The organism is Lysinibacillus sphaericus, assembly GCF_006864135.1.
Classification (GTDB): Bacteria; Bacillota; Bacilli; order Bacillales_A; family Planococcaceae; genus Lysinibacillus.
Window position 1 is genome coordinate 259,488 of the sequence record NZ_SADV01000003.1, and the last position, 21,157, is coordinate 280,644.

Consider the following 21,157-nt stretch of genomic DNA (forward strand, 5'->3'; position numbering starts at 1 on the left):
CTACTCCTTTATATTTTCGGATATTTTTATTTTCCCCGCGCCCCATGTACCAATTATTGTTGTGATTAGTACCGAGCAAACCATCATTAACGGACAAAGCACGTACGCCGAAAGTGGATTGATCGAAAAACTAAATGACGACGCCCCAAACGAGGAGATAACTGCGCCAGCGAGTACTTCTCCGAGAGTATTCGCTAATAGAGTGCCAAGAACAATTCCGATCATTGATACGACTACCGCTCGCGAAACAAACTGTATCGTAATATCCGAATTTGTAAAACCTAATGCTTTCATAATGGCAATAGAATATCTGTCTTTTGCGACAAGCATTTTCATAAACAACAGTGTTACAAGTACCGTTATTACGAGCGCTATGGCAATTGCAGCAATGGATGCCTTGCCTACCGATTTTATGGTCGAGCCAAATGTTTGAGTTACAAATTCATCGATATTGGAAATTTTAGCGAAAGTAAATCTGTCTGCATACTCTGAGACTTTTTCATTAACAAGAGATTTATCCGAAAGCTTCGCGCAAATCACGCTCCACATTATACCTTCCGAATTATCAGTAAAAATAGCCTTTGCCGTTTTTCCGCCGTTCGTAATGTCGGAATAAATGCCACTTACCGTGAGCTTTATATCCTTCCCCTTCATCACGACCGTAATGACATCGCCGACATTTTTGCTCATTTCATTAGCGTTCAAAGATGAAAGTGCAATTTCGTTTTCAACTGCGGGTGCTCTGCCCTCGGTATATTGAATTGGGAATATCGAATGGTCGCCAAGTTCGATTTTTATATTTTCTTCCGAACCGTCTTCCATTTTTGTTTTGAATGTTTTTGTTGTAAGAATGGTATATTTTGAAATGGACCTGTCGTTGTTCATAAATGTTAAAACTTCGGCAGACTTTTTAGAAATATGATCAGTCTGCTGAATATCGATACGAATATCGTAGTTTCCAATACCCATATATTTAATGAAACTTGTGGAGGAAATCGTGTTGTAAAGGTTTTGTGGAACAATTATGATAAATGCGGAAATTACAAGTACGGCAAGCATTGTGGCGTATAGCCTTTTCCTTGCGAGAACATCTTTGATACCGAGAAAAATATTCGTGTTAAGCAGCTTATTTCTATGCAGGCAAAAGCGCTTTGTTCCTGCGTTTTTTTCCTGTGAAGTGCCAAAACGGATTGCTTCTGCTGCAGCTATTTTCCGAAACCGTCTCAGTACTCCGCTTACATAGGCAATGATTGCGAGGAATACAAGTAGTATGCCAATTATTCCTAATGCCGCGGCAAATGAAGCGTTTTCGCTTTCCCCCATATAAAGTCGTATATTTTCAAGAAGCAGGTCTTTGAATATTAATGAAAGTGCAAAACCAAGAATACTCCCCCCTGCTGCAATCGCTGTGTACTTCGCAAGATAAATTTTCTTAATGTCAGAAAGACGCAGCCCTATCGCCTTCATAACACCAATTTCACGGTAATCATCCTCGATCTTCGCAAGGAGTGTAAAACGTATGCACATAAATGCGATTGCAACGACTAGAACGCTTATAAGAAGGATAACTGCTATCAACAGCCCATCGGAAATTGCGTTAAGTGTTTTGAAAAGTGGATATGTAATCGTTGGTCCATTCGCTTCAAGCCCTGCGGAGGCATAAGCAGTTTCAAATTCACTAAGCGCAGATAAATCCTTTAATCTAAACTCAATCAAATATTCCGTACTTCCATTGTCTTTTATTGCCGCGTAATCATTCGGACTGACTAAAAATCTTTTTGAGGAAGACAACATAGAATTCATCTGTGAATCACGAAGGAAGCCCGCTACAGTAAATTCCTTTCCACCTATTTCGGCTTTATCACCGACCTTTATGTCAATGTCCTTCATATAGTTTATCGGAACATAAAGTTCGCCATCGGATACGTTTATGATGTTTCCGTCAAGATCAAGAAGATAATCAAATTTTTCACTCTGTATACTGAAACCATTGTCTTGAACATTATTCGCAAGCGAATGATCATCTAGAATAATTTGCCCATTGTCCATATTAAGAAACTCAAGCACTTGAAATTCATCAACATTGTTGTTTTGCTCCGCGAAATTCGCAAGTCGTACAGTATCAATATCCCCCGAGTGCATTTGCATAAAATGCGGCGTTTTCGCTTGATTCATTAGAGAATCGATCGCACCAGAAAGATTGACAATAAGTATCACCGAAAGGGAAACGAGCATAGCCGCAGCAGCGACAAATATCATTGTTGTCAGCGTTATCAGTTTGCTTTTAGCAATGTCATTACGGATTAATCTGAAATACATACGTCACCTCTGTTTTCAAGCTTTTTAACTGACTTCAAGTTGAACAGAATGAACGAAGTAACACATAATAAAATGCCAGCGATTATGATGAGTAAGCCCGTTCCTCTGCCTTGACCTGTACCGGTAATTTTCCCTACGCTGTCAGCAAGCAATCCGCCGTCAACTAGCAAAGGAGTGAACACATAATCCGCAAGTACTCCCGAAAGCGCATAGGCCGCTACAAATCCAAACTGTGAAATTACCCCTATAAGTGACCACGCTCTACCCTGAACAGCATTATCAATATTGGTACGAACAAGAAAATCCAAAGTTGAGTTTGCAAATGGCATCATGGCAAAAAAGAAAAAACCTGAAATACAGATTAGAGCTATATTTTCTCGAAGTCCGAATACCGCCATAAATATTCCTTCAAAAAACAGCGAAAACGAAAGAATTTTCACATAGCCTTTTTTGATTGGAAGAAATCCGATGATGACACTGGATACGAGCATCCCTGTAGCGACAACTGTTTCCACCGTTCCTATTACGGAGCTGTTCGTAAAAGTTAGCAACATCGGAATGGAAAGTGTTTCAATAATTCCAAGATAAAATGTCAGCACCGATGTCATGATGACAAGAACGAGCACACCTCGATTTTCAGAAACTGCACGCCAACCATCTTTGAACTCACGGAAAAACGATTGTGTCTGTTCGCATGTCTTTGAAGCAAGCCCTTTACGTACTGCAAGAGCTGTTGTAACGGTTACAAAGAATGTATAAATGTCAATAACAAGCAAAAGCTTTATATCGGAAACGGTGAGCAAAAATCCCGCAATGATGGGTGAAATCAAATATTTTGCAGAACCCGCCACCTGGACTAAACCACTTGCCTTTGTGTATTGTTCCTCGGTCAATAAATCCGTAACCGTAGCCTTGTATGCGGGATCAAGCAACGATGAAAACACCGAGCTTATCGTAACTCCCACACAAATCTGCCATAGCAATGCTTCCCCGCTTAGCATACATATAAGAATATAAACAAGTCCTATCGCTGAAAGACTGTCGCCTAACACCATTAAAATTCTTCGATCATAACGATCCGCAAGCACTCCTGCCACAGGGCTTAATAGAAGCGAAGGCATAAACGCAAGTAAAGTTACAAGTGCCATTGCCGATGCCTTTCCCGTCTGCTGGAAAACATAAATCCCAAGCCCAAACGCTGTAAGCCCGCTTCCTATTGCTGAAATTAGTTGTCCTGACCAAAGCAGTAGAAATTTTTTAAAAAAACCCTTGGAATCAACCATCGTTGTTTCCATTTTCTTCACCCCCATCGCCAAACATTTTCATCATGTACATAAGACTTCCACTTTCGACACCGAGCAGTCTTTCTACGTTGAAGACAAAAGCTGGTATTCGTGCAGCACGTTCTTCATCGGTTATATCAACCATATCATCATCAAAAACGGTATTCGTATAGGCCACAATCATTTCCATACATTCATACGGGTACGGCGTACTGAATAGTCCTTGCTCAATCCCCTCACGGATTATTTCCGTCAGTATTGGGGGAAGACCGTTCATAATAACCTTTTGTATTTTCTGATGCATAAGCGCGTTCTGGGGCTTATGTATATGGTCAATAATTTCCTTACCGTTTCCGCCGCTTATGTTTAATGCCATTACAACACGGATAATACGCTCGTGAACGGCTATGCTCTTATCTGCAGCAATTCCATTGGCTGCACCTAAAATTTGAGCATTATACCGCTCAATTAGCGCGTCCATAATATCTTCCTTCGACTTGAAGTGATAATACAGCGTTCCTCGTGCAATTCCGACCTTTTCGAGAATATCGTTAGTACTAGTGCCATCAAAGCCCTTCTGACCGAAAAGCTCATCAGCCGCATCAAGTATTTCGTTTCTGCGCTCCATCGCTTCTTTTCTCATTTTTATTCCTCCTTATTAGACCGACTGTCTGTCGATAAAAATTATAGCATTTTACAATAAATTGTCAATAGGCTGTAAAAAACTATCCATTTATTATTTAGAGGTACACTATAAATTCACCCATACAAAATTATCCTTTTAACGCATAATAAGTGATAGAATAAAATGTAAAAAGTTTATGTGTTAAGTGAGGTAAACAATAATGTCTGAAGTAAAAAAAATCGATTATACAATAGGAAAAAAAATACGTGAAGGCTTACAGGCAGATTGCCAAAGCTGCTTTGGTCTATGTTGCACAGCTTTAAATATTGCTGCTTCTAGCGACTTTGCCATTAATAAAGCTGCTGGGACACCTTGCCCTAATCTACAATCGGATTTTAGCTGTCAAATTCATAGTAAACTTAGAGATCGAGGGTTTAAAGGATGTACAGTTTTTGATTGTTTAGGAGCAGGACAAAAAGTGTCACAAACAACCTTCCATGGACAAGACTGGCGACAACACCCTGAAATTTCTGAGAAAATGTTTCGTGTCTTTCCGATTATGGAACAACTTTATGAAATGATTGCCTACGTAGCAGAGGCATTATCGTATACGGTTGATTCATCCCTATTTAACAAACTACATAGGCAATTAGAACAGCTACAGCGTGCAACTGAGCTAGAAGTAGATGCATTACTAGCAATAGATATTCCTAATTTCCGACTGCCGGTGAATGTTTTACTGTTAGAAACAAGTGAGCAAATTCGCCAAAGCTTTATCGAAGAGATTAATGGAAAAAGCGCTCGAAAGTATGACTATCGTGGGGTTGATTGGATTGGACAGAATTTAAAGGGCAAGGATTTAAGAGCAACTGATCTTAGAGGAGCTTATTTAATTGCTGCCAACCTACAAAATGCAGATTTAAGAGGTGTTGATTTTATAGGTGTGGATTTACGTGACGCCAATTTACGCGGCGCAGACCTTTCTAGCAGTATGTTTTTAACCCAAATGCAAATAAATTCAGCACAAGGCAATCACCAAACAAAATTACCCTCCCACCTAAAACGTCCGTCGCAGTGGGATAACTAACTTCTAAAAGAGGGGAAGACAGCAATTCCCCCTCAGAGAAAAAACACTATATTGTTTGCTGAAAGCTGAATGGTATTTATAAAACCTTGAAAAAAGATTGTCAAAACATGTTTTTTCTAAATTCAATTGAATCATCCTTTTATAAAAGTTTCCTTGCTCAAATAAAGCGCCCGATTAATATGCTTAAACTCCAAACTGTTTAAAATGATGGTCAAGATGCTTGTATATTCCCTTACCCCATTGCTCAGAAGTGAGTTTCCCAAAAAAAGGATGAGGATGAGTTGTGCACTTCTCTGGTCCGTTATTTTGGAATGTGATAATTTTTTGTTTAAGCTTTTCTTTTTCTGTCTCAAAATCTCTATCATCTGCAATCAAAATAATTGGAATAGTAGACATATTATGAGGCAATGTCTTGTCATTGTATATCATTTTTTTTGCAAACCTCCCTACTATTATTCCTAACCAACTCCTTGGTGGAAAAGAATTTCCCATTGCGATGTCTTGGAAAGATGAACAATGCGCTAGCATTTGAGCAACGTCCATTTTTCCCCATCGTGGTTGTGAATTTGGACTCAATTTGTCCATACGCTTTAAAACTTCTGCTGTATGCATATGATTAAAAATATTTTTCATTAGCTGGCATATCCCCTTTAAAGATGGTGGTATTTTAAACGGCTGACACCGCTATTAGTAAAAAAGTTTGATTAAGACTACAGAAGTATTCAAAGCAGCTGTCGCACTTGTGAGCGTTGATTCAATCATAATCACAGCTTTGACTGTTCAACGAGATGCATGCTACATATGAAGATGTCGATGCGCTCCTGTAAATGAGTGAACAACATAACAAAAGGACTTACGTGTATGAGTTGTAATACGCACAAGTCCCTAGATTGTTGGAGCTAAAACATTATTAAAATTGCACTCAATGATTATATAATCCCTATTTCAATAAAGCTACATTTATAGATTATTAATTACGAGTACATTCAGAACCCAACCAAGAATTGAAATGATAATAATACTCCAAGCATTTTTCTTACGCTGTATTACACCTACAATTCCCATAATCACCCCTAGTAACGGCGAAAATAGAATACCGATAATATACGCAAAAATATTGTAGGTATTATAACTGTAGACTTCGTTACTTTCATTACCGTATTTGTCACTATCCATCTTCATCCCCCCACCTTCTTTAGGCCAACTTGATGTTGGTCACTGAGTAATGTGTTGATGTTCCTGTCGCTTCGCTTTTTCGCACAGATAATACCTATTGTTGCTGTTGCTTCGCTTTCGCACAGATAAATTGCCACAGGACATGGTGTTCTTGGGCTATGTTCCTCTATTTCAGTGGAGGCTTCGACATCCGCCGAAAGAGATCCAACTTTGAGTTAGCTCTCGTAGTAATTTTATTTAACCTATTCGAATTATAACTCAAATAAGTTACTCCTTCTTCCATTTATAGGGAATATTTGCCCAGTCGTAAAATATATTAAAAAGGAAAAATAAAATTGAAGTTCCAATAATTTGCCCCCATTGAATGGCATCACGAAATAACCATTGAATAATAATAAATACTATGAAAAAAATTAGCGAATATTGTATATTTTTTTTTATAATTTTTACCATATTCATCCTCCCATACAATAGTACTCTTTTCTACTTATTCAGGAAAGGCGACAATACAATTAATTACATAAAGTCGTAAAGTTGTATTGTAGTAAATGAGCCTATTTATTCTCCTTTTGTAACGATGCAGTAAATTCTAACAACGTCCAATTCGTTAGAAGCACTGTTTATGAAGTCATGAGTTTACATAAAAAACAAACCTTTGTTTATTGCAAGACTTTCATATAGATTCACTTTTTTCGAAAAGCAAAAAGGCAGATGAAAGTATATTCATCCGCCCTCTACTTATTTTTGTTTCTTTTTATAAATAATCGTAGCTACAACAAGTAAAAGTAAAATCGCTTGTCCAATCATTGTTTCTACTGTTGGATAAAAACCAATGAAGCTGACAACTGGCAAGCCATCTACAATTGTAGTTGAAACCGTATCTCTTAGCTGCAGTGTATGCAGACTGACACCAATAATTTTAAACGCCAATACATAGATTAACACCGTTGCCACTGCGAAAAATTTATGAATTGGAATTTTTCCACTTGCTTTCAATAACACAAATGCAAAAATAGTTAATAATATAAGTGCTACTACGATACCTAGCACAAATTGAGATGTCTCCATTTTAGGTGCAATCCCCGCATAAAAGACAAGTGTTTCTGCCCCTTCACGGAAAACGGATAAGAAGCTAATTGCTGCCATCGCAAACACCGAGCCACTTGAGATTGCATTGCCCATTTGTTTGGAGATATAGCGATTCCAGCTTGTCACACTTGATTTACTATGGAGCCAAATACCAACTCCAATCATCATCGCAGCTGCTAGTAACCCAATATAACCTTCCATCAGCTCTCGACTTGTATCAATTGTCGCAGATTGGAAAAGTGTCGACATTAAAACAGCTGCTATCGCTGATAGTAAGATTCCTACAAATGCGCCAACATATATCCATTTACGCATTGTTTTTTGTCCAGATTTCTCTAAGAACGATACTAATGCCATAATAATGAGCAGTGCCTCTAAGCCCTCTCGCAGTAAGATTAATGCTGCATCCCACAGCGTATAATCCGAGTCACCTTGAATCAGTTCAATTTCAGTGCGGAAAGTATCAAGCTTACTTTTAATTGCTTTGGCATCGACGTTAGACTTTAATAAATCACTAACGAGGATCGGCATATCACTTTCAATTTTTGTATAAAGGCTGCCGTTACGTGTTGAAATATCAATTTCTACACTTGGCCATATTTTAATGAACTCTCGTATTTTATCAGATGCAGCCTTGTAATCACCTGCATCGATAAAATCGTTTGCCTCATCAATATAAGCGACTAGTGTTGCTAAAGAATACTCACCTTCAACAACTTCCGCCGTATCATTACCTGCTACAAAATCCTCGATTGTTTGTTTTAATTCTGTATATTGAGATTGCATTAAGGCTACATCTGGCTTTTCGGAAGCAAGTGAGATTCGGATAAAGGCCATCTGTGTTTCAATTTGTCCGTACATCGCAATACTTTGCTCACGTACAGGGCGTTCAATTTTCTTCCATTTTGTATTAAAATCCTTATACGCTGCGTCGATTTTAGTTAAATCATCACTTGCTAAGGCATCTTCAAATGCTTTCATGTTAGGTTTAAATTTCGTGCCAAATTCTGCTCGCTGCGCAGCTTCATCTACAGGATTCTCAAGCTTTTCTAAAGCACGTAAGGCATTTGACAAGTCAGACAATGCCTTTAAACGTTCTTCTTTGGAAGTAGCTTTAACTGCTTGCGCAAGAATTTCATCTACTTTTACTTTTGCGTCCTTTTGCTCAGACGTGACCGATGCCCAGTCTGTGGCAAATTGTTCAAGTGCATGTTCTGCCTCAGCTTCTTTGTCCTGCTTCGTATTCATTAACGCATCACTAATAGAAATGTACAAATGACTATATGATTGCGCTGCCTGCACCGGTACAGCAAGTGCCAATAACAAGCAAAGTACTAAACTACAGCGCGTTAAAAAGTGCTTCACCTATATAACTCCCCTTTGATACACCAGGGAAGCAAGCAAACACTGCGCTGCCTCGATGGGTAATGTACTCATTCAATTTATCCATTCGCCCTAAGCTATTTTGAACTGTTGTAAACTGGGCTGGGTCTTTTTGATAAGATATAAATAATAGTCCGGCATCATGTGTACCAGTATTCGTCATAACTCCAGATGCATAAGAGTATGAGCGACGTAAAATACGTGCACCAGATTTACGTGCCAAATGCACATGTGAAGTATCTGGCATAATATACTCACCGTTACTATCCTTCGCCTCTACATCGAAATCATCAAATTCTTTCTTTTTACCAAAAGGTGCACCACTATCGCGATAACGACCAAATGTTGCTTCCTGATCTTTTAAAGATGTACGATCCCATGTTTCAAGATGCATCTGTATTTTACGGGCAACTAAATAAGAGCCGCCTTTTAGCCAACCTTTATCGACCCATACTACTTTATTTAAATCTTTTTCATCGGTACTCGATGGATTTACCGTACCATCCTTGAATGCAAATAAATTTCTAGGTGAGCCTCCGCCAGCTGGGAATGAGTTAAATCCTGCCTGTGACCATTTAATTTCTACCTTACCAGAAGCTGCACGAACTAAATTACGTACAGCGTGGAATGCCACTTGTGGATCATCCGCACATGCTTGAATACAAAGATCTCCACCAGTAAATTCTTTTTGTAACTGATCCTTCGGGAAATGAGGTAAGTCTTTTAATTCCTCAGGCTTCAAATGCTGGATACCAAGTTTATCAAACAAAGAAGGTCCTACACCTATTGTAATCGATAAGTTTGAAGCATCTAACCCATCCGCTTCACCAGTATCTCCAGTAGGCACTCTAGTATTTGTTGTTAAATCTACCATTAATTCACCATTCATTAAACGTACAACAAGAGGTGTCCATTGTTTGAACAACTCTTGTAGTTCTTTCTTTGATGTAAATAAAACATCCAAAGAAGCAAAATATATATTTGTCTGAACAGGTGTAATAATGCCAGATTGATGTTTTCCATAGAAATCAACTTTGTTAACTGCTGTCGTGCTGTCTGCAACAGGCTCAAACACATCATAGCCCATTACTTTCATAACACCACCTAAGCCAGAAGCACCGATTGCTACACCAGCTACTCCCATACCTGTTAACTTTAACATGTCACGTCTAGATATTTTTTTATTGCTCCATTTTTCATCATTTGACACTGTCATTTATTATCACTCCAAAATAATACCCATTTGGCTTAATGGTTCTCCAAGTTGATTTACGGCTGCTGCAAGCGCTTTTGTGTTTTCTTCAGTTAATTCCTCATAAGAAACATACCCGCCATCAGCAGTTGCATGCTTGGCCAATAAATCATCTACTGCTTTGAATTTTTCATCCAATGTTGCTACTAAGTCTTTGTCTTTCGCTTCTAATTTCGGACGTAGAATTTCAAAGATTTTTTCTGCACCTTCGATGTTTGCTTTAAAGTCATATAGGTCTGTGTGAGAATAGATTTCTTCTTCACCAGTGATTTTAGATGTTGATACTTCATTTAATAAATCAACAGCACCTGTAATCATTAAATCTGGTGATACTTCTACAGTTTGAACTAAAGCGTGTAATTCTTTAGCGTCTGCTAGTAATTGATCTGCAATTGCCTCGTAGCCTGTAGTTTTATTTTCTACCCAAAGCGCATGTTCAAGCTTATGATAGCCAGTCCATTCTTCTTCGCCCTTGCCTTCTTCCTGGATATCAGCTAAACGACCGTCAATACGTGGGTCAAGGTCACCGAAGCTCTCAGCGATGGGCTCTGAACGCTCGAAATACATACGTGCTGGTGCATATGCAGCTTTTGCTTTTTCAATGTCACCGGCTTTAAATGCGTTCACAAATTTTTCTGTTTCTAGTAAGAATTGATCCATTTGCTCTAAGGCAAATTTTTGATAGGCTGCAGTTTCAACGGATAGATCAACTTTTGTACCTTTTTCTGCTTGCTCTGTTGCAGGCTTATCTTCTTTTTTAGCTTCATCTGTATTGCCACAGCCAGTCATAAGAATGCCCCCTGCAACTAATACTGACAATAATGAATTTTTTTTCATGCTAAGTACCTACTTCCGAAATAGTTTATATCGAGAATGATAATGATTATCATACTCGATTGCAAGAAGTATTTTCAATTAAAGAAAAAAACATCATTATCTAGATGATAATAATGTTTTTTCTTCAATATAAAGATTCTAAACTATGAAATTTTTGCTTGTTTTACATTTTCATTTTTTCCATATAAAAAATAATAAAGGACAATTGATACTAAAATAGCGAATACCATCGCGAAGAAAATAGCACTGTACCCCGAAGTCGGAACGAAGAATCCTAAGAAATAAGGACCAACACCTAAACCTAAATCATATAAAATAAAATATGTCGATGTCGCAAGTCCTAAACGCTCATTTGGTGTAACTTTAATAGCTATTGCTTGCGCTACTGAATTGAAATTGCCATAACCAATTCCTATGCAAGCAGCAGCTAGTAAAAAAACAATACTACTTGTCGCCGAACTAAAAGCATACATACCGACTGCAAAAATGACTAGACATGGATAAATTACAATGTTCGCACCTCTAGTATCTAGTAATTTCCCTGTAAATGGACGTGTCGCTAAAATGACAATTGCATAAATAATAAAGAAATAACTTCCCGCTGTTACCAAATCAAGCTCTTTCGCATAAAACGTCATAAATGACATAACCCCTGAATAGGCAAAGCCAATAACGAGCGCCACAAAAGCAATTGGCACAGCACGCATTTCGATAAAATTGGATAGCTTAAACCCTGTTTTCTCAGCCATTTCTTTTGCCTTCTTCGGTGCATCTGGAATGGTTACGATAAAATACATCAAAAAGCAAACAATAGCTAATACGGAATCAACAGCAAAAATCATCCGATAATCTTCAAACAGCTGTGTTAAAAGAATACCTACAAAAGGTCCTATAGCCGTTGCTAAAATAGCACTTAAGCTATAATAACCGATACCTTCCCCTCGTCGCTCAGGCGGTAAAATTTGTGCAATAATTGTTCCTGTCGCCGTACTAGCCACCCCAAGTGCGATCCCTTGTACTAAACGATTGAGCATAAGAAGGAGTAAATTCGTCGCGATAAAATACGACATCGTTGATAACATAAACAATAATAATCCACAAAATAGTGTTTTTTTGCTACCCCAATCCCCAATGATACGTCCAGTCCCGAGACGACCAAATAATGTACCAATAATAAAAATACTCGATACAAGCCCTGCCGTACTAGTTGAAGCCCCAAAATGCTCAACCGCATAGCCTGCAATTGTTACCATCAATAAAAAAAATATTAAAGTAATAGTAAAGTTAATGAGTGAGACAATTAAAAAGTCCTTCGTCCAAAGTTTTTGTCTAGATGCTTCCACTTTTTTCTCTCCTACCGATTGATGTTTGCACAAATGTTCGCTAAAACTTGTGTCGCAATTTCAATATCTCGCTCTGATACCCCTGCGAGTGCCTGTTCCATAGTTGGTTTTAAATGCGCTTGAATTTCTTGCACAATCACTTCACCATTAACAGTTAATTGTACAAGCTTTTCACGTTTATCCCTACCCGCTACCGTTTCCACGTATCCAAGCTCAACAAGCTTTTGTACAAGCCTTGTCACACTCGGCTTTTCAATAAACATGAAATTCGCAATATCAACAAATGTATGCGGTCCTTTATCCATCAATAACCGAAGGAGAGCCCATTGAGAGCTATACAGCTGATATCTCCCTAACTGCTCATTCACTAGATTGATAAACGGTCTGTACATTAAGCGGTACTGATTAAAAAATTCTTGTTCAATCGTCAAAAATACCACTCCTTTTTAGTTAGTTAGCCTAACTAACTATATACTTAAAAAATCTATTTGTCTAGTAGGAAATTAGGGAGAAGTCCGTGGTTTTAGGGCAGCTATCCGGCATTTTGAACGGTCTTTCCTACATTTGCGACGCTCAATCCATGATCTCGAGCGGGCTATCCAGCTTTTTTGGCTTTCTATCCACGATTTTGAGCGCTATCCAGCTTTCTCGACTTCCTATCCACGATTTTGAGCAGGCTATACAGCTTTCTCGACTTCCTATCCACGATTTTGAGCACGCTGTACAGCTTTCTCGGTTTTCTATCCGCGATTTTGAGCGCTATCCAGCTTTCTCAGTTTTCTATCCACGATTTTGAGCGCTATCCAGCTTTCACGATTTCCTATCCACGATTTTGAGCGGCCTATCCAGTTTTCTCGACTTCCTATCCACGATTTTGAGCGCTCTATCCACCTTTCTCGACTTTCCCGTCAACTTTGAGCGCTCTATTCATTTTTCTCGCTTTCTATCCAAGACTTTGACCGGACTATCATCCATCGTAAATCCAATATTTCCTATGTTTTTTTATTCCTTCTGCTTTTAAGGGTAATTTCTGCAATAGCCTATACGCTAGGTCTGGTGAATCTATTGCGAAAAACTCACAAAAGCTTTTATTCGTTAACGAATCACCCATTAACAACTTGTAATCTTCAAGCGTTCTGAAAATAGCCTCCTGATCAATTAATCCGCAGCGTTGACAAGCCCATTTTTTAGAGTGATAACTCATTCGCTGTCCATTTGAACAACGTACACATAGCACTCCTTTTATAATATCCTGAACAGGAATAGCTATTTCTCTTTTAATTGGCATATGACTGGACATTAATTTAGTAGCAAAAAGAGAGAGCTTGTCTACATCTAGTATCACCTCGTTATACTGTTTTAGCCATTTCCTTAAATGATAACGTAATCCTGAAACATGAAAAATTGGGTGTCCTTTTAAACTTTCTGATAAAATAGCATTTTTCGTTGCCAAAACGACTGCATATTGAACGGGAATCTCAAGCCTTGACTGTTGTAACATACCCATCATCCACTCCATATGGCGTCTACTTTGATGAATTGGATTCGTCATTCCCACGACATCGCCTTCTGTTGTAGTTCGCGTAAATTGATGAAAAGATTCATCGAAATCTAGAAAGCCTGTCACATTTTTAATTTCGAGTATCAATATAAATTGAGGGCAAAGTAAAATGGTGTCTATTTGATGAGTAGTACCATAGTGATTAAGTATTTGTAAATCATGAAGAAAATAATGAGGTTGAGGTAACATTATTTCAAGCCATTCGGCATCTACTCTTTGCTCCCCAGCAAAGCCTGCGTGTATACGCCTCAACCTCTCAAAATAATTCATGTATTCAGTATGTGTGCTAGGTAATCTTCGTATCAATGCCTCTAAAATTTTGTGTTGCTCCGATTCATGACGTTCTAATAAAATCATTTTTTCACCTCCTATACCTATTTTATAAAAAAAGAACCTCATACAAAGGGGTTCAAAAAAACTTGAAATACACGGGGTACAAATAAAATTTTTCACCTAGTTTTTTAGACAGAAAGAACGAAAATTTTCCAACGTTTCATCTCTTGATAGTATTTTTTTGCTCGCTTTCCGTCGCTATCCTAGTTCTTTCCGTCGTTCTGAGACTTCTATCCGTCGATGAGACTTTCCTTTCCGTCGCTACAAATTCTATCCGTCTCCTTGAGATTGTTTTCCGTCGTTATCCTAGTTCTATCCGTCGATAGGGCTTTCCTTTCCGTCACTACAAATTCCATCCGTCTCCTTGAGATTGCTTTCCGTCGCTGTCCTAGTTCTTTCCGTCGTTCTGATACTTCTATCCTTCGATAGGGCTTACCTTTCCGTCGCTACAATTTCTATCCGTCTCCTTGAGACTGCTTTCCGTCGCTGCAAAACCTTTCAAAAAAAAACAACTGAACAGCCAAAGCCATTCAGTCGTTTTTTCGTAGTAAATATAAAAAATATGGTGCACCAATACATGCGACGATAATACCTGCTGGCACTGTCGCACTTGAAATTGCTACGCGGCCAATTGTATCCGCTAGCATTAGTAAGCTTGCACCGATAAACAATGTTAGGGGTAAAAAGAACTGGAAACGCGGTCCGACAAGCTGCTTTGCAATATGTGGAGCCATGAGACCGATAAAGGCAATGCCTCCTGTGACTGATACAGCTGCCGCAGCTAGTGCTACAGAGACAACTATTAATTGTAAGCGCTCTCGTTCGATATTTAAGCCTAAGCCAACCGCCGTTTGTTCTGTCATTGCCAGTACATTTAACACATTTGCTTTATAAAAAATAAATGGAATGCCTAGCACAAGCCAAGGCAATAAAGCCCAGAAAAATGGCCAATCTGCTCCCCAAATATTGCCTGCAAGCCATTGCGCGATAAATTGCACATCACTACGCTCAGCTGAGGAAATTAATATGATCATTACACCCGATAAGGCAGATGCTACACCTACTCCGACTAAAATGAGTTGGACCGGCTGCACACCTTCATTGCGTTTATACGAGAAAAAGTAAATGCAGATTGCCGTTAATAAAGCGCTACAAAATCCTACAAGTGGTAACATATACGCAAAATTAGGTAAATCTCCATTGACAAGGAGATAAAAAAGCGTAATCCCAATACCTGCACCTGCATTAATTCCAATAATACCAGGGTCCGCTAAGTCATTACGGGTCACCCCCTGCAAAACGGCACCAGCTAAAGCTAAAGCCATCCCGGCTGCTGCCAGCACAAACAATCTTGGCAAGCGAACAGAGAACAATACGAATGATTCTTTGAAGCTACCATCTCCCATTAAAATCGGTATGATGCGATCAATCGACACCGAAGCTGCTCCCATTGAAATACCCATAACAAAAATGACTATTGTTAATAAGATCCAAACCAATAACCATCTACCTTGTTTTTTTCGCCCAATATTAAACAATTTGACGCCCCCCCTTCCGAACAAGAAGTAAGAAGAACGGAAGGCCAATAATTGAAATAATCGCAACTACCGGAGTTTCATATGGAGCATTAATCATTCTACCTGCAAAATCCGCTGTTACCATAAACCATCCACCGATAATGGCACTCATCGGTAAAACAAATCGATAGTCTGTCCCTACAATTGCACGGACAATATGTGGCACCATTAACCCAACAAACGCTAGATTACCTACAAGTGCTACTGCGGACCCTGCAAGAATTACAACGACAAACATCATAATTCCTTTAATAACGGCTGTATTTTGTCCTAACCCAACAGCTACTTCTTCATTTAAACTTAAAATGGTTAGCTGACGACTAAACGCAAACGCAACAATTAATCCGACCAAAATAACAGGAGCAATCATTAAAGCTTGCCATGTAGTGCCTATTAAACCACCACTCGTCCACATCGAAACATCTTTTGATATTTGAAATAATATTCCCGTACCATCTGCTATTGCTTGTAATAGCGCGGATACAGCAGCCCCAGCCAAAACTAACTTTAATGGAGAAAAACCATTTTTTGTTGAAGCGCCAATACCATAGACAACAATCATCCCTACGCCTGCACCTACGAAACATGCAAAAATAAGCATATAATACGACGTATTTGGGATAAATGCCATCGTCAATGCAAGTGCTGCATTCGCACCTGCTGTGAGGCCAAGAAGTCCCGGATCTGCTAATGGATTTCTAGTAACCCCTTGCATAATAGCCCCAGCAACTGCGAGTGCACTACCTACAAAAATAGCAGCAATAATTCGTGGAAATCGAATTTCTCGTAAAATAGCATAATGCTTACCGCCGTCTCGTCCAACAATTGCTTGAAAGACATCTTCAATACTCGTATTTGCCGCTCCGATACAAAGCGAAATCGTAACTGTCACTGCTAATAAGATCAGTGCAAGCAACACCTGAAGCCAAAATGGGAAATGTCGAAACTTTGTCATTTGCCTTCGCTACTCTCTACTGAAATTATTGTAAAAATTTCTTTTCAAAGAAATCTAGTTGATTTTCTAAAGTGATTGGGTCATTAAAGTAAAATTCGTTGGCATTCACTTCAAATAAATGACCATTTTTCTCAGCCTTTAAATCTTTAAACCACGCAGCATTTTTGATGGCGCTATCCTCACCTTTAAATGTACTAAAAATCACATAGTCACCCGCATAATCACCTAATACCTCTTGAGAAATGGCTAAATAACCTGGTTTTAAAGCACCTTCCTTCACTTTCTCAGGCATTTTCAAGCCCATTTCTTGATATAAAATTTCTGTTCCGCGACCCCAATTATCTCCATAAACATACAATTGTTTATTGAACATTTCTGCAACAGTAACCGTTGCTTCTTCGCCGATTTTTTCTTTTATTTTTGTACCCGTTTCTGCAGCACGCTCTTTAAAATCTTTTACCCAATCAGTTGCTTCTTTTTCTTTATTGACAACTTTACCGATTTCAATAAATTGCTGTAAATAATCTACTTTACCATAAGTAAATAATACAGTTGGTGCGATTTCTGCTAATTTAGCCGCATTTTCAATACCATTTAAACCAATAATCAAATCTGGCTCAAGTTCGATAATTTTTTCGATATCCGTATTCTCAACAACTACTGCATCTTTAATATCATCTTGGAAGTTCGGATTATCTGCAGCCCATGAATCGACACTGACAACATTAACGCCAAGCTGTAGTAAATCTCCAACAAATGAAGATAACACTACTACACGTTTAGGTTTAGCTGGTACTTCAATAGGACCTGATTCTGATTGATACGTTATCGTTTCTGCTGATGCTTTATCTTTAGAGGCCTCATTCGCCTTCTCTTCTTTATTGCCGCACGCTGCAAGCACTAGTACGACCATCATAAACATTGGTAATAGCCACTTTTTCATAAATATATCTCCCTTTTACACTGTTTCTAGTAAGTTATATGTAATGCACATTGGCTTATCTGTTCGTGGATCTTTACCAATGACTGCATCAATATTAAACACTTTTTCTAATACTTCAGGTACCATGACTTCCTCTGCAGTACCAAACTTCACAAGCTCTCCTTTTGATAACGCCACGATAAAATCTGAAAAACGTGCTGCCTGATTTAAATCATGTAGCACCATAACAATTGTGCGTCCTTCTTCTTCGTTAAGCTTGTAAAGTAATTCTAAAACCTCTAACTGATGGGCCATATCTAAATACGTTGTTGGCTCATCTAAAAAGATAATATTGGTCTCTTGCGCTAATGCCATTGCAATCCACACCCGTTGACGCTGTCCACCTGATAAGGCATCAACCGTGTTCTGACGAAAGTCATCCGTTTTAGTTACCTTTAAGGCCCAGTCAATCATTTCTTTATCCTTTTGCGATAAATTACCGAAGCCCTTTTGATATGGAAATCGACCGTAGGATACAAGTTCTTCTACTGTTAAACCATGTGCACTTTCCGGGCTTTGTGGCAAGATGGCAAGTTCTTTCGCTAATTCTTTTGTGTTCATCTCGGAAATATTTTGACCATCTAATATGACTTGTCCACTTTTATGCTTCAAAATCCTTGTAATAGCCTTTAAAAGTGTTGATTTGCCACAGCCATTGGATCCAATAATGGTCGTTATTTTACCGTCTGGAATTTGTAGCGATAAATCATGCACAATTGTTTTGTCCTCATAGCCGATACGAATCGATTCAACTTGTAAACGCACAACATAACCTCTCTTTCCTTTTACTTCTTTCCATGATATGATAACGATTAGTCGATAATGATAATCATTATCACTAAAGTTAGTCTAGTTTTCCTATAGAGTTTTGTCAAACACTTTTTTATTATTTTTTAAGGATGTGGTGATATAAATGCAACATTTATACGATGTAACAATTATTGGTGGTGGCCCTGCAGGTCTATATAGTGCCTTTTATAGTGGTTTACGAGGATTAAAAACGAAATTAATTGAGAGTCAGCAACAGCTTGGTGGTAAAGTTTTACTTTATCCTGAAAAGCTCATTTGGGATATTGGTGGACACCCTCCTGTATTAGGCGAACAATTTGTCAAACAGTTAATTGTGCAGGCAAAAACCTTTGATCCAACCATTTTAACAGGTACAAAAGTCGATTTCATCGAGCGCCAAGGTGATATTTTTGTTCTACATACTACACAAGGAGATAAACATTATTCTAAAACCGTTCTTTTAGCAGTTGGTGGTGGTATTATTAACCCTCAAAAGCTCTCACTAGAAGGTGCAGAAAAATATGAAATGACTAATTTACACTATACTGTGCAGTCTTATCGACACTTTGTGGACAAGGAAATTATTATTTCAGGAGGCGGAAATGCGGCTATTGACTGGGCAGTTGAACTTAGTCCTATCGCTAAAAATGTAACTGTAGTTTATCGTAAAGATAAGTTATCTGCGCATGAAGCAACAATACAAGAAGCTTTAGATGCTGGCGTAAAGATTGAATGCCATACAACTATTTCAAAATTGACTGCTAATGCTGACAAAACAGCGATTCAACTAGTAACATGTGAAAACTCAAAAACAAAGCAAAGCTATACGCGTCAAATCGATGAAGTAATTGTTAGTCATGGCTATAACCGCGAAGCATCATTAGAATTGGATCAATCACTGACCATTCCTAAAAAAAGAGATTACTATTTCGAAGGAAAAGCAACGGGAGAAACTGTGCAGCCTGGTATTTTTGCAGCAGGTGATATTTTAGCGTTTGAAGGAAAAATCAATCTACTTCTAGGTACCTTCCAGGATGCAGCTAATGCCGTGAACTCTATTAAAACGTATTTAGAGCCTACTGCCTATCGTCATGGGGTTGTGTCATCACATAATGAATTGTTTAAAGAGAAAAATCGCTCTATTATTGAAAAGCAACTTAAATAAGCATTCTAAACAATGATTATTCAATCATAACAACCCCTCTTAAGAAAATTTACTCTTCAGAGGGGTTTTCAAACCTTTCTTACTATTTTTATAAGGCGGACTTTAAAAGATCTATCGAAATAATCTACCTAAAGAAATTTAAAAATGCCCCCATTTGTCTTAACATACCAACTCCATTTGTTATTGTTCCCGCATGACCCATAATTGTATTTAAATGCTGTGGTAATCTTCCAAATCTCGAAGTTTGGGGTTGCTGATTAGGGTAAAAGAAAGGTTGCCCTCTTCTACCTTGAATAGGAGGGCCAAAACCTTGTCTATATCTTGGTGGGAATGGTTTCATTCTAGGATTCGGTGGATAAAATGGCATCAATTCACCCCCTATCAAATATCTTTTTACTAGTATACGTCTGTATTTTTTTATTGTTTAGACTATCGGAGAAGTTGCTAAAAAAATATATAGATATGTATTGTAAAATGTTGAAGCCTAACTATTAATAATTCTCCTCTTCCTTTCTGTAAAGGTTCCTCATGACATCTTAGGAACCATACTATTTTTAATTTCATATTATACAAAAATACGAATAAAGAAGGGGTTCCGATTCAAAATTCAAAATATCTAGATTTTCTGTCCAAATTTGGTGTAGGCGGTGCGCATCCTGGTGGTATTAATCTAACAAAGGAAATATTCAAGGTAGAGAGCGTTAGCGAAAATTCCCGCATTTTGGATGTAGGCTGTGGTACAGGCCAAACTGCTGCCTACTTGGCGGAGACATATAAAACAAAAGTAACCGGTATTGATATCAATCCTGAAATGGTTGCAAAGGCTAAAAAGAGAATGAAAAAAAATCACTTACCCGTAAAAATAATTCAATGCTCTATAGAACAAGTTCCATTACCTGATCATACATTTGACTTTATTATTTCTGAATCCGTTCTTTCTTTTGTCAATAAACCTAATGCCCTTAAAGAAATTTTTCGTTTATTAAAAAATGGCGGTCGGTTTATTGCCATTGAATTTACTATTCATCAACCACTTGAGGAACAAATTGACAAGGAAATCAAACAGTTTTATGGATTTGATTCTTGTTCAATGAAAAAGGATTGGGTAGCTTTGTTTAACCAGGCTGGTTTTAAAAATATTCGTATACAAAAAAATAAATCGATCTTCTCCATTCCTGAACTTCATCACTCGAAGGATATTGCACCTGAACTTTATGAAGTAATGGATAAACATTTTGATATGAACTTAAAGTATGAAGGCGTTTTAGACTATAGAATTTATTCATGTACTAAATAATGTGGGGATGTAATTCAAACTAAAGCATACTTCTTAACTGCTATGTAAATGAAAATGAGCAGCAGACCCGTTCAACGTTCAACGACAAATGTCTTATTCCAACA

20 protein-coding genes are annotated in these 21,157 nt (G+C 38.1%); 3 read left to right on the forward strand and 17 right to left on the reverse strand.

Features of this window, described 5'->3' with window-relative positions; genetic code table 11:
• The 3 genes from C7Y47_RS05540 to C7Y47_RS05550 are packed head-to-tail and all read right to left on the reverse strand — an operon-like array spanning window position 1 to window position 4,245.
• A complete protein-coding gene (locus C7Y47_RS05540; protein ID WP_142507835.1) occupies window positions 1-2,319 on the reverse strand; it encodes an ABC transporter permease in 2,319 nt (772 codons plus the stop codon).
• A complete protein-coding gene (locus C7Y47_RS05545) occupies window positions 2,304-3,614 on the reverse strand; it encodes an MFS transporter (protein WP_185903408.1) in 1,311 nt (436 codons plus the stop codon). The genes C7Y47_RS05540 and C7Y47_RS05545 overlap by 16 nt, the downstream gene beginning before the upstream one ends.
• Window positions 3,595-4,245, reverse strand: a complete 651-nt coding sequence (locus C7Y47_RS05550; protein WP_142507836.1) for a TetR/AcrR family transcriptional regulator — start codon at window positions 4,243-4,245, stop codon at window positions 3,595-3,597. Before C7Y47_RS05550 ends, C7Y47_RS05545 begins: the two co-directional genes overlap by 20 nt.
• Window positions 4,246-4,447: 202 nt before the next feature.
• Here C7Y47_RS05550 and C7Y47_RS05555 point away from each other — a divergent pair, with 202 nt between their 5' ends.
• Window positions 4,448-5,314, forward strand: a complete 867-nt coding sequence (locus tag C7Y47_RS05555; RefSeq protein WP_142507837.1) for a pentapeptide repeat-containing protein — start codon at window positions 4,448-4,450, stop codon at window positions 5,312-5,314.
• Window positions 5,315-5,497: 183 nt separating this feature from the next.
• On the opposite strand, the gene C7Y47_RS05560 is transcribed toward C7Y47_RS05555, so the two are convergent.
• The 13 genes from C7Y47_RS05560 to C7Y47_RS05620 all read right to left on the reverse strand — a co-directional run bounded on the left by C7Y47_RS05560 (window position 5,498) and on the right by C7Y47_RS05620 (window position 18,567).
• Entirely contained in the window at window positions 5,498-5,947 is a 450-nt protein-coding gene (locus C7Y47_RS05560) for a DUF1569 domain-containing protein (RefSeq protein WP_142507838.1), read from the reverse strand.
• A gap of 327 nt (window positions 5,948-6,274) precedes the next feature.
• Window positions 6,275-6,490, reverse strand: coding sequence for a hypothetical protein (locus C7Y47_RS05565; protein WP_142507839.1), 216 nt, complete (start codon window positions 6,488-6,490; stop codon window positions 6,275-6,277).
• Window positions 6,491-6,757: 267 nt separating this feature from the next.
• Window positions 6,758-6,943, reverse strand: a complete 186-nt coding sequence (locus tag C7Y47_RS05570) for a hypothetical protein (protein WP_142507840.1) — start codon at window positions 6,941-6,943, stop codon at window positions 6,758-6,760.
• Window positions 6,944-7,228: 285 nt separating this feature from the next.
• Window positions 7,229-8,944, reverse strand: a complete 1,716-nt coding sequence (locus C7Y47_RS05575) for an FTR1 family iron permease (protein ID WP_142507841.1) — start codon at window positions 8,942-8,944, stop codon at window positions 7,229-7,231.
• Entirely contained in the window at window positions 8,919-10,178 is a 1,260-nt protein-coding gene (efeB, locus tag C7Y47_RS05580) for an iron uptake transporter deferrochelatase/peroxidase subunit (RefSeq protein ID WP_142507842.1), read from the reverse strand. Before efeB ends, C7Y47_RS05575 begins: the two co-directional genes overlap by 26 nt.
• 6 nt (window positions 10,179-10,184) lie before the next feature.
• A complete protein-coding gene (gene efeO / locus C7Y47_RS05585; RefSeq protein ID WP_142507843.1) occupies window positions 10,185-11,051 on the reverse strand; it encodes an iron uptake system protein EfeO in 867 nt (288 codons plus the stop codon).
• Between the two features lie 143 nt (window positions 11,052-11,194).
• Complete coding sequence (locus C7Y47_RS05590; protein WP_142507844.1) at window positions 11,195-12,394, reverse strand: MFS transporter; 1,200 nt, start codon at window positions 12,392-12,394, stop codon at window positions 11,195-11,197.
• An 11-nt stretch (window positions 12,395-12,405) separates the two neighbouring features.
• The gene (locus C7Y47_RS05595) at window positions 12,406-12,825 is read right to left on the reverse strand and encodes a MarR family winged helix-turn-helix transcriptional regulator (protein WP_142507845.1); all 420 of its coding nucleotides are present in this window, start codon (window positions 12,823-12,825) and stop codon (window positions 12,406-12,408) included.
• Window positions 12,826-13,361: 536 nt separating this feature from the next.
• Window positions 13,362-14,312, reverse strand: a complete 951-nt coding sequence (locus C7Y47_RS05600) for an NERD domain-containing protein (RefSeq protein WP_142507846.1) — start codon at window positions 14,310-14,312, stop codon at window positions 13,362-13,364.
• A 506-nt stretch (window positions 14,313-14,818) separates the two neighbouring features.
• Window positions 14,819-15,826 (reverse strand): FecCD family ABC transporter permease, encoded by a 1,008-nt coding sequence (locus C7Y47_RS05605; RefSeq protein ID WP_142507847.1) that lies wholly within the window; start codon window positions 15,824-15,826, stop codon window positions 14,819-14,821.
• On the reverse strand, window positions 15,819-16,820 hold the full coding sequence (locus C7Y47_RS05610) for a FecCD family ABC transporter permease (RefSeq protein WP_142507848.1): 1,002 nt from the start codon (window positions 16,818-16,820) through the stop codon (window positions 15,819-15,821). Before C7Y47_RS05610 ends, C7Y47_RS05605 begins: the two co-directional genes overlap by 8 nt.
• 25 nt (window positions 16,821-16,845) lie before the next feature.
• Window positions 16,846-17,763, reverse strand: a complete 918-nt coding sequence (locus C7Y47_RS05615) for an iron-hydroxamate ABC transporter substrate-binding protein (RefSeq protein ID WP_142507849.1) — start codon at window positions 17,761-17,763, stop codon at window positions 16,846-16,848.
• A 15-nt stretch (window positions 17,764-17,778) separates the two neighbouring features.
• The gene (locus C7Y47_RS05620; protein WP_142507850.1) at window positions 17,779-18,567 is read right to left on the reverse strand and encodes an ABC transporter ATP-binding protein; all 789 of its coding nucleotides are present in this window, start codon (window positions 18,565-18,567) and stop codon (window positions 17,779-17,781) included.
• 148 nt (window positions 18,568-18,715) lie between these two features.
• Between C7Y47_RS05620 and C7Y47_RS05625 the strand changes: the two genes are divergently transcribed.
• Entirely contained in the window at window positions 18,716-19,756 is a 1,041-nt protein-coding gene (locus C7Y47_RS05625; protein WP_142507851.1) for an NAD(P)/FAD-dependent oxidoreductase, read from the forward strand.
• A 124-nt stretch (window positions 19,757-19,880) separates the two neighbouring features.
• On the opposite strand, the gene C7Y47_RS05630 is transcribed toward C7Y47_RS05625, so the two are convergent.
• Window positions 19,881-20,123 (reverse strand): hypothetical protein, encoded by a 243-nt coding sequence (locus tag C7Y47_RS05630; RefSeq protein WP_142507852.1) that lies wholly within the window; start codon window positions 20,121-20,123, stop codon window positions 19,881-19,883.
• A gap of 258 nt (window positions 20,124-20,381) precedes the next feature.
• Here C7Y47_RS05630 and C7Y47_RS05635 point away from each other — a divergent pair, with 258 nt between their 5' ends.
• On the forward strand, window positions 20,382-21,053 hold the full coding sequence (locus C7Y47_RS05635) for a class I SAM-dependent methyltransferase (RefSeq protein ID WP_185903414.1): 672 nt from the start codon (window positions 20,382-20,384) through the stop codon (window positions 21,051-21,053).
• The last annotated feature ends 104 nt before the right edge of the window (window positions 21,054-21,157 follow it).